The sequence below is a fragment of the Paenibacillus koleovorans NBRC 103111 genome (genome assembly GCF_004000845.1).
In the GTDB taxonomy this organism is placed as follows: domain Bacteria; phylum Bacillota; class Bacilli; order Paenibacillales; family NBRC-103111; genus Paenibacillus_AA; species Paenibacillus_AA koleovorans.
Genome location: NZ_BIMA01000016.1, coordinates 78,776 through 88,445, shown reverse-complemented (window position 1 = coordinate 88,445; position 9,670 = coordinate 78,776). Strand labels below are relative to the sequence as shown.

Sequence of the window (9,670 nt, the reverse complement as noted above, 5' to 3'; positions counted from 1 at the left end):
CTTAAACTTTCTTATTTGTTAAAAAAAGCGCGATTGCTCGCGCTTCCTGATGCAACTCATTCGAATCAATAGGTGCCCGTGTACGGTCGGTATTCGATCCATTGTCCTGGCGCATAGGCCGGGTTCAAATATTGCTGCGGATCGGGGCTAATCAGCCTTACGATTCGGGCTTGGTGCGCGCTCACCGGTTGGACCTGCATCAGCAGCCCATTTACGGTCACATCGATGATCGGCTCTTGAGGCATGTCCCAGTTTTCGAAGACGACCTCCTCCGGTACACACGAATAGAAGATCATCCTCCTTCACCGTCCGCTCCGGCGGATGCGCCTATGCCTGCACCTGCTCCTACCAACTGGGGCTGCTGTGCCTTCCGAGACTTGCGCGTTTCCTCAATGCGCCGATTCAACTCGCGCAAGGCGTCGCCTATCCCGCCCACGCTATTGATCAACCCATGCTTCACGGCGTCTTGGCCGATTACGGTCGTCCCGATATCACGCGTCAGCTCGCCGGTTTTGAACATAAGCTCCTTGAACACTTGCTCGTTGACCTTCGAATGGCGCGTGACGAAACGGATGACCCGCTCCTGCATCTTTTCCAAGTATTCGAACGTCTGCGGCACGCCAATGATGAGCCCGTTTAACCGAATCGGATGAATCGTCATCGTAGCCGTCTCCGCGATAAACGAATAGTCCGCCGATACGGCGATCGGCACGCCGATGCTGTGCCCGCCGCCCAGTACCAGCGTCACGGTCGGTTTGGAAATGGTGGCAATCATCTCGGCGATCGCGAGCCCCGCCTCCACATCGCCCCCCACCGTATTCAGGATGATGAGCATGCCCTCTACCTTCGGATTTTGTTCGGCTGCGACCAACTGAGGGATGAGATGCTCATATTTGGTCGTCTTGTTTTGCGGCGGGAGCACGAGATGCCCTTCCACCTGACCGATGATCGTCATGCAGTAAATGTTCGACTCCGCAGTCGGGGTGCTTGTCTGCCCCAGCTGCTGGATATTGTCCAAGACCGGATTTTTGCGCTTCTCGTCCGGCGAATCTTGCGGTTCCGGTTGTTCGTTGGTCGGATTGTATGGCATAAGCAGCCTCCTGACAAATGATCCTATCTAGTATCGGTTGTCACGAGCATATTATGCGCGGAATGCCGAAAGCCCCAGGACAGCATGTCCCGGGGCTTCCTCTAAAACGTTGTTTTTTGTACAAGTGACTGTACGTTGAATTACACTTCCATAATGATCGGAAGGATCATCGGTCTTCTTCTGGTTTGTTCATACAAAAATCGTCCAAGTGCATCTTTTACTTGTGTTTTGAGAGACGCCCATTCGTTGACGTTCTCTACCATGAGCCGATTGAGTGTGTTCGTGACGATCTTATTCGCTTCCTCCAGAAGCCCTTCGGACTCGCGTACATACACAAACCCTCTTGAAATGATATCCGGTCCGGACATAATGGCCCCATCCTGCTTGCTGAGGGTGACGACAACGACGAGAATACCGTCCTGCGACAGCAGCTTGCGATCCCGAAGCACGATATTGCCTACATCGCCTACGCCTAAGCCGTCGATCAACGTATTGCCGCAAGACACCTTCGACCCACGTCGAGCAACCCCGCCCTGAATCTCTACCGTATCGCCGATATCGGTAATGAAAATGTCTTCCCGGTCCATGCCGATTTCCTCTGCAAGCATGGCGTGGTGACGAAGCATCCGGTATTCGCCGTGAATCGGGATGAAGAACTTCGGCTTCATCAGATTCAGCATCAGCTTCAGCTCTTCCTGGCTGCCGTGGCCGGAGACGTGTACGCCCGAGACGGAGCCCGGTCCGTAGATCACGTTCGCACCGATGCGGAACAGCTCGTCTACTACGCGACCGACATAACGCTCATTGCCTGGAATAGGCGTAGCTGCGATCACGACCGTGTCGCCAGGCAGGATGTCCACCTTGCGGTGCGTCGAACGCGCCATCCGCGTCAGGGCTGACATCGGCTCGCCTTGGCTGCCCGTACACAGGATGACGACCCGATCGGCCGCCAGCTTGTTCACTTCCTCCGGCTCGATCAGCATCCCGTCCGGAATGGTCAAGTACCCGAGCTCCTGTGCGATCGACACCACATTCACCATGCTGCGGCCGATGACGGTCACCTTGCGGCGTGTAACGGCAGCGGCGTCCATCACTTGCTGAACCCGATGGACGTTCGAGGCGAATGTCGCCACGACAACGCGTTGCTTCGCTCTGCGGAATACTTCCACCAGTTCACGCCCTACATTGCGCTCCGATGGCGTGTACCCTGGCCGCTCTGCGTTCGTACTGTCCGACAGTAATGCCAATACGCCCCTGTGTCCCAATTGGGCCATCTTGTGCAGATCGGCGTACTGTTCGTTTACCGGTGTCTGGTCGAACTTGAAGTCGCCTGTATGCACGACGTTGCCTTCCGGCGTCTCCAGGCACACCCCGACGGAATCCGGAATACTGTGGTTCGTACGGAAGAACGTAGCCTTGATCGTACCGAGCGAAATCTCCGATTCACTAGTGATGACGATCCGTTTCGTATCGCCGAGCAACCCGGCTTCCTTCAGCTTGCCTTCGATCAGCCCCATCGTTAGCCGTGTCGCGTAGACCGGCACATTCAGGCTCTTCAGCACATAAGGCAACCCGCCGATATGGTCTTCATGTCCGTGCGTAATCAGGATGGCTCTTACTTTGTCGCGATTCTCCGTCAAGTATGAAATATCGGGAATGACAATGTCGATGCCGAGCATGTCCTCTTCGGGAAATTTCAGACCGGAGTCGATCACAACGATATCGTTCGCATATTGGACACAGTACATATTTTTACCAATCTCGCCCACGCCGCCAAGAGCGAAAATGGATAACTTCTCTATATTTTTCTTAGACAACTCTATACCTCCTATATTTTTAAATTAGCGACGATCTTGGAACAAACAAACCAAAACGATTTAACCGAACCAGTCACTTGCCATTATTATACATGATGCCGGCGAACGAACACAAGTCGAGCGGAATCAGCTCCGGAATGCGGCTGCCTCTACCCGGCTTGCGCGCAAACCGACTTTAAAACAGCGAGGCTACAAATAGTCCTTCCTCTTCGCTCACCGGCAGCAGCGGCAGGCGAACGCCCCCCACATGCACACCTCTAATATTCAGAGCATGTTTGATCGGAGCCGGGCTCGGTACTTTGAAAATACCGGTGAACACCGGGAACAGCTTGGCATGAAGCTGGGCGGCTGCCGTATTCTGTCCCGCGTAGAATGCTTCCACGAGCTGCTTCATTTCACGACCGATGACATGACTCGCAACGCTGACAATCCCATACCCGCCGATAGCCAGCACAGGCAATGTCAAGCTGTCATCCCCGCCATAGACGCGAAAACCTTCCGCCGATTTGGCGATGACTTCGGAAATATGATTGAGATCCGGCGTCGCTTCCTTGGAAGCCACGATGTTCTCAATCCTGGACAACCGGATCGTCGTCTCGGCAGCCAGTTGAATGCCCGTACGATGCGGCACGTTGTACACCATAATCGGCAGCGACGTGCTCTCCGCAATCGCCTTGAAATGTTGATACAAGCCTTCTTGGGAAGGACGGTTATAATAAGGGGCAACGAGCAGAACGCCGTCCACCCCGAGCTTCTCGGCTTCGCGTGTCAGATGGATCGAGTGGCGCGTATCGTTACTGCCGGTGCCGGCAATGATCTTAGCGCGGCCGTTCGCCCGCTTCACCGCAGCTTCGAACAGCTGCAGCTTCTCCGCGTCCGACAGAGTAGGCGATTCTCCCGTTGTACCGCTAATAACCAGTGCGTCCGACTGTTGTTCTTCAATGAGGTAATCGATCAAGACGTCGACTTGCTTCCAATCGATCGACAGATCCTCCTGAAAAGGGGTGACCATTGCGGTGATGACTTTTCCGAAATCCACGCGAGTTGTCCTCCTTGATCAAACGGTTTTGTGTAGTTGAAATTTATGATGCAGCGCTCGGACGGCTTTTCCCATATCGGCTTGCTGGACAAGCACCCAGATTGTCGTATTGGAGTCGGCCGATTGCAAAATTTGGATGTCTTCTTCTGTTAAAGCTTCCACGATATGCGCCATAATGCCGGGAACGCCGTTCATGCCGCCGCCGATGACCGAAACCTTGACACAGCTAGGCTGCAGCCCAGGCTCAAGTCCCATCTCGCGCAAGATGGAAACCGCCCGCTCCGCCTCGGTATCGAATACGGTATACATAACGCCCGAAGGATTCACGTTGATAAAATCGACGCTGATCTGATGCTGAGCCATCGCCTTGAACACCTTCAACTGAAGATCATAATGTCCGTCGCGGGAAGTCACCCGAATCTGAGTGACCGCCGGCACATGCGCGATCCCGGTCACATAACGGTCCTTGACCAGCTTATCCAGACTTCTAAGTGAATCCGGCGAGGCGACCAATGTTCCCAGATCGTCTGTGAATGTGGAACGAACCCGAATCGGGATGTTCGCCTCCATTGCGATCTCAACCGCTCTCGGATGGATGACCTTCGCTCCTTGATACGCCATGTTGCAAATTTCGGCATATGTGACGCTCACGATTGCTTGAGCATCGCCGACGATCCGAGGGTCTGCAGTAAAAATTCCGTTCACATCGGTGAATATATCGACGAACTCCGCCTTCAACGCAGCCCCGAGCGCGGTGGCCGACGTATCGCTGCCGCCTCGTCCGAGTGTGGTCATGTCCAGGTCGTCGGTCTGGCCTTGGAAGCCTGTAACGATAACGACCTTGCCCAGCTCCAGCTGCTGCAAAATACGGGCGGGCTGCATTGATTCGATATGCGCATTGCCGAAACGGCGGTCCGTCCGAAACCCGGCTTGGCCGCCGGTCAGCACGGTCGCGGGAATCGATAACGTATTCAATTCACTGCATAGCACGGCTGCCGAGATGATCTCTCCGCAGCCCATCAGCATGTCGCGTTCCCTCGCGGGAATAGCGTTGCCGTTTTGCCGGATCAAGTCCAGCAACGTGTCCGTGGCGTAAGGGTCTCCCCGTCTTCCCATAGCGGATACTACTACGACTAAGGCATAATGTTGGGATAGTGCTTGTTGGATGTGATGAATGGCATGAGATCTGGATTTGGGATCGGAGAGGGAAGTTCCGCCAAACTTTTGCACAAGAATGCGCATCTTCTTCCCTCCAAACGTTCAGCTTAAGGCTGCTCGATGGCAATATACTCCGCAATCTGAACGGCGTTCCAGGCGGCGCCCTTCAACAAATTGTCGGATACGATCCACATGTTCAAAGCACGCGGATTGTTCAAATCCCGGCGCACGCGACCGACGAACGTCTCCAGCTTACCGGCCGCTTCCGTAGCGAGCGGATACAGCTGAGAGGCCGGATCATCCTGCAGCACGATGCCCGGCGCCTCAGCCAACAGACGCTTCACGTCCTCCACGTCGAAATCGGATTTCAATTCCACGTAGACGGACTCGGAATGGCCGTACACAACCGGGATGCGGACGCATGTCGCGGTCACTTCGAGCGAGTCGTCGCCCATAATCTTTTGCGTTTCGAGAATCATCTTCATTTCTTCGTAAGTAAAGCCGTTCTCCGTGAACTTATCGATCTGCGGAATAGCGTTGAACGCGATCGGATGCTTCACCGGAAGCGAACCGACCGGCAACAGCTCCGGCTTCGCCTCTTCTCCCTCCAGCACCGCCTTGGACTGGCGCAGCAGCTCGTCGATTGCCATGGCACCCGCGCCGGATACGGCCTGGTACGTCGAGACGATGATCCTGGAGATGCCATACCGGTCGTACAACGGCTTGAGCGCAACGACCATCTGGATCGTCGAGCAGTTCGGGTTCGCGATAACGCCGCGATGCTCGTTGATCTTGTCGACGTTCACTTCCGGCACGACGAGCGGCGTCTCCGGATCCATCCGGAAGGCGCTCGTATTGTCGATGCAGATCGCCCCATGCTCTACCGCATGCGGCACGAGCCTGCGGCTGACGTCGCCGCCTGCGCTGAACAAGGCGATCTCCACCCCGCGGAAGCTGTCGGGTGTCGCCTCTTGGACGATCAGGTCTTGCCCTCTGAACGGTATGGTCTTGCCGGCGGAGCGAGCGGAGGATAGCAGCTTCAGCTCTTGAATCGGGAAGCTCCGTTCCTCCAGCAGGCGGATGATCTGCTCGCCAACCGCGCCGGTTGCCCCCACGACTGCTACGTTGAAACGCTTCTGGCTCGACATCTCCTGCTCTCCCCCTCCGTTCATGCTGTTATCAGGAGTTCATATAATTGAACTTCTCGACCACCATAGGTTGCAATTGCTTATGCTCCAAAGCCGCCGCACAAGTCTCCATGGCCAATTCCATCCGGGCTACCAGGGAATTCGGCTTGGCGATCGGGGCGTCTTGACCGAACGGAACGAAATAAATATTTTTGGCGACCAGCAGCTTGGCGATGTTCGCGGCGTTCAGGCCGAGCCCGTCGTTCGTGGATATCGCCAGCACGAGCGGCCGCTGATTGCGCATCTGGGCTTTGGCGGCCATCAGCACCGGGCTGTCGGTCTGCGCATTCGCCAGCTTGCTCGTAGTGTTGCCTGTGCAGGGCGCGATGAGCATGACGTCGAGCAGCTTGGAAGGCCCGAGCGGTTCGGCTTCCACTATGGTAGAAATGATATCATTCCCGGTTATATCTTTCAATTGCTTCTGCCAATTCTCCGATGTGCCGAACCGCGTATCGGTAGTCATCAGCGTCTGCGAGGCGATCGGGATCACCCGCGCCCCTTGATCGACGAAAGCTTGAATATGCGGCATTACTTCCGCAAACGTGCAATGTGAGCCTGTTAAGGCGAAGCCGACCGTTTTTCCTTGCCAATTCATTGCGTTTTCCTCCCTGTAGCGGCATCTTCCAAGATGAGCTGGCTGACCGTTCTCGCTATGATGCGTCCAGCAGTCTTGGGAGCGACGATTCCAGGCAATCCGGGGGCGAGCATCGCCTTGATGCCGCGCTTCTCCGCGAAGCGGAAGTCCATCCCGCCCGGCTTGGAAGCCAGGTCAATGAGGACGGCCCGGTGAGGAATATTGGCAATAATCTGTGCTGTGACTATCATAGTCGGAATTGTATTAAAAAGCAAGTCGATATTGGCTACGTGCTGCGCCAAATCGGCTAAGTAAAACGGCGTAAACCCCATCTCCCAGGCACGTGCGAAATGCTCCGGACGACGAATTCCGACCTTCACGTGCGCCCCTAATCCTTGCAGCGTCCTGGCCATCGTGAACCCGGTCCGACCGAGTCCCAGCACCATGCAGCTCGACCCGTGAATCGTAATATCCGTATTTTGGATCGCCATCATAACGGCGCCCTCTGCGGTTGGAATCGAATTGTAGATGGCTACATCGTCGCGCTCTAGCAGCTCGACCAAAGCCACGCCCGCATCCGCGCACAAGCTTTTCAAGTAAGACTTCGCCATTCCTGTGTATACTTTGGCATGCTTCGGCAAGCTCTGAATATGAGCCTCTGTAAGCTGCAGCTCCGTCGTCGAGAACAACGAATCCACCATGCCTTTATCGTCCGTTCCGACAACAGGCAAAATCACGGCATCGCTCGCTTCGAGCGCCTCCGGCGTCAAGCTCGATTTGGTCGCCCCGCTGTACTGATTTTGCAAATTATCGAATCCGATCAACAAGACAGTCGCGTCCAGTTCCACGAACGTTTGGATGACTTCCAGCTGACGGGCGTCTCCGCCGATGACGGTTATTTGTACTCCGGTCAACATGGCAATTGTTTGCGCTCCTTTCCTCACTCCCTCAACCATATGACATCTTATGCCGTCCCGGGGTGATGGGTTCCAGCCCAAGGCCCGTCGCCACAACGCAAAAACGCCTTCCTACATATGTAGGAAGGCATTTCTCCAGAAGGACGCACTTATTTGGTTCCCGTGTGGCCGAAGCCTCCAGCGCCGCGTTGCGTCTCTTCGAGCTGCAGCACCGGCTCCAGGCGGACGGCAGGGACTTGTTGAAATACCATCTGCGCAATCCGCTCGTTACGTTCAATTGTAAAAGGATGATGGCCCAGATTGATCAGCAAAACTTTGATCTCCCCACGGTAATCCGCGTCGATCGTACCGGGCGTGTTCAAGCAGGTGATGCCATGCTTGAAGGCGAGCCCGCTGCGCGGCCGAATCTGCGCTTCCAGATGGCCCGGCATTGCAATCGCGATCCCGGTCGGCACGAGTGCGCGCTCCCCGGGCTGCAGCACGAGCGGTTCCGCCACGGCCGCATACAAGTCGTATCCGCTCGCTTGCTCGGACATCCGCTGCGGCAGCTGGACGTCTTCGCAGCCGGGCAAACGGAGCAGTTGTACAACATCAGGCGAAGACAAGCGGATCCCTCCTGAATGCCGTGATCGCTTGATCGGACTTTCCCACCATCGAAAGCGCGAACGGATGTTTGAACATCGTTTGCACCAGCTGGCTGAGATCGTTCATCGACACTGCGTCGATCCGGTCTAAAATTTCATCCATCGAAAAATGCTTGCCGATCATGAGCTCATTTTTGCCCAACCGGTTCATCCGGCTGCTCGTGCTTTCCAGGCTAAGAATGAAGCTGCCCTTTAGCTGCTCCTTGCCTTTCTTCAGCTCGGCTTCTGTGAGCCCCTTCTCGTTGATCGTCCGCAGCAGCTCCAGCGTCACGTCGAGCACTTCGGTCGTTTGCTTCGGCGCCGTTCCCATGTAGATGGTGAACATGCCGCTATCGATATGCGCGGTATGGTACGAATAGACGGAGTAAGCCAGTCCCCGCTTCTCGCGAATTTCCTGGAACAGATGCGAGCTCATCCCGCCGCCGATTACGTTGTTCAGCAAAATCATCGGATAGAGCAACGGATCTTGCAAGGAGCAGCCGGGGAGCGACAAGCAAATATGGTTTTGCTCCGTGTCCTTCTTATGGAAAATCGACTGAGCCCCATATTGCGGCGCGAGGACAGCCTTCCCAGTTCCCGCGTTGGTGAATCCGCCGAAATGCTTCTCGAGCAATTCGATCACATCGTCGCTCAAGTTGCCGGCCAGGCTGATTACGGTGTTGTCGATCCGGTAATTCTGGCGCATATACTCAGAGAGCGACTCGGAAGTCATCGCCGACAAGTTCGTTTCGGTTCCGAGAATGGAGTATCCCAGCGGATGAGTCTCATAGGCGGCGCGGGCAATCAGATCATGCACGAGATCGTCGGGCGTATCGTCATACATGGATATTTCTTCCAGGATGACGTTGCGCTCCTTATCCAGCTCCCCCGGGTCAAACGTGGAGTTGAAGAACATGTCGGCTAGCACGTCTACGGCGATCGGCAAATGCTGATCCAATACTTTCGCGTAATAACACGTATATTCTTTTGAAGTGAAGGCGTTTACGTTGCCTCCGATTCCGTCGAACGTCTCGGCGATTTCCTTGGCGGAGAAACGATCCGTGCCTTTGAAAAGCATATGTTCGATAAAATGAGAAATCCCGTTGTTGGCTTCGTTCTCATTGCGCGATCCTGTTTTGACCCAAATCCCGAACGACACGGACCGGCACGTCGGAATTTTCTCCAGGATTACCCGCAGGCCATTCTGTAATTGCATTCTGATCAATCGGGATTCCCCCTCGCGGTATGAACCTAACACATCAAAC

The 9,670-nt window shown here is 55.2% G+C and carries 10 protein-coding genes; all 10 read right to left on the bottom strand.

The window, feature by feature from the left end:
* Positions 1-65: 65 nt before the first annotated feature.
* Positions 66-296 (bottom strand): YlzJ-like family protein, encoded by a 231-nt coding sequence (locus tag PKO02S_RS07825; protein ID WP_127580726.1) that lies wholly within the window; start codon positions 294-296, stop codon positions 66-68.
* Positions 293-1,090, bottom strand: a complete 798-nt coding sequence (locus tag PKO02S_RS07820) for a ClpP family protease (protein WP_127580724.1) — start codon at positions 1,088-1,090, stop codon at positions 293-295. Before PKO02S_RS07820 ends, PKO02S_RS07825 begins: the two co-directional genes overlap by 4 nt.
* Positions 1,091-1,230: 140 nt before the next feature.
* A complete protein-coding gene (locus PKO02S_RS07815; protein ID WP_127580722.1) occupies positions 1,231-2,907 on the bottom strand; it encodes a ribonuclease J in 1,677 nt (558 codons plus the stop codon).
* 175 nt (positions 2,908-3,082) lie between these two features.
* On the bottom strand, positions 3,083-3,946 hold the full coding sequence (dapA, locus tag PKO02S_RS07810; RefSeq protein ID WP_127580720.1) for a 4-hydroxy-tetrahydrodipicolinate synthase: 864 nt from the start codon (positions 3,944-3,946) through the stop codon (positions 3,083-3,085).
* A gap of 18 nt (positions 3,947-3,964) precedes the next feature.
* Positions 3,965-5,188: an aspartate kinase gene (gene dapG, locus PKO02S_RS07805; RefSeq protein ID WP_127580718.1), complete on the bottom strand. Its 1,224-nt coding sequence runs from the start codon at positions 5,186-5,188 to the stop codon at positions 3,965-3,967.
* Between the two features lie 23 nt (positions 5,189-5,211).
* Positions 5,212-6,252 (bottom strand): aspartate-semialdehyde dehydrogenase, encoded by a 1,041-nt coding sequence (locus tag PKO02S_RS07800; protein WP_127580716.1) that lies wholly within the window; start codon positions 6,250-6,252, stop codon positions 5,212-5,214.
* A 31-nt stretch (positions 6,253-6,283) separates the two neighbouring features.
* Complete coding sequence (locus tag PKO02S_RS07795; RefSeq protein WP_127580714.1) at positions 6,284-6,886, bottom strand: dipicolinate synthase subunit B; 603 nt, start codon at positions 6,884-6,886, stop codon at positions 6,284-6,286.
* Positions 6,883-7,782 carry a dipicolinate synthase subunit DpsA gene (gene dpsA / locus PKO02S_RS07790; protein WP_127580712.1) on the bottom strand — a complete coding sequence of 300 codons (900 nt, stop codon included), beginning with the start codon at positions 7,780-7,782 and terminating at the stop codon, positions 6,883-6,885. The genes PKO02S_RS07795 and dpsA overlap by 4 nt, the downstream gene beginning before the upstream one ends.
* Before the next feature lie 149 nt (positions 7,783-7,931).
* Positions 7,932-8,387: a dUTP diphosphatase gene (gene dut, locus PKO02S_RS07785; protein ID WP_281280415.1), complete on the bottom strand. Its 456-nt coding sequence runs from the start codon at positions 8,385-8,387 to the stop codon at positions 7,932-7,934.
* On the bottom strand, positions 8,374-9,630 hold the full coding sequence (locus PKO02S_RS07780) for a M16 family metallopeptidase (protein ID WP_127580710.1): 1,257 nt from the start codon (positions 9,628-9,630) through the stop codon (positions 8,374-8,376). Before PKO02S_RS07780 ends, dut begins: the two co-directional genes overlap by 14 nt.
* Between the last annotated feature and the right edge of the window lie 40 nt (positions 9,631-9,670).

Excerpts from the sequence above, each read along its gene's own strand:
- PKO02S_RS07825 (WP_127580726.1), bottom strand. The coding sequence starts at position 296 with ATGATCTTCTATTCGTGTGTACCGGAGGAGGTCGTCTTCGAAAACTGG.
- PKO02S_RS07820 (WP_127580724.1), bottom strand. The coding sequence starts at position 1,090 with ATGCCATACAATCCGACCAACGAACAACCGGAACCGCAAGATTCGCCG.
- dapG (WP_127580718.1), bottom strand. The coding sequence starts at position 5,188 with ATGCGCATTCTTGTGCAAAAGTTTGGCGGAACTTCCCTCTCCGATCCC.
- PKO02S_RS07800 (WP_127580716.1), bottom strand. The coding sequence starts at position 6,252 with ATGTCGAGCCAGAAGCGTTTCAACGTAGCAGTCGTGGGGGCAACCGGC.
- PKO02S_RS07795 (WP_127580714.1), bottom strand. The coding sequence starts at position 6,886 with ATGAATTGGCAAGGAAAAACGGTCGGCTTCGCCTTAACAGGCTCACAT.
- dpsA (WP_127580712.1), bottom strand. The coding sequence starts at position 7,782 with ATGTTGACCGGAGTACAAATAACCGTCATCGGCGGAGACGCCCGTCAG.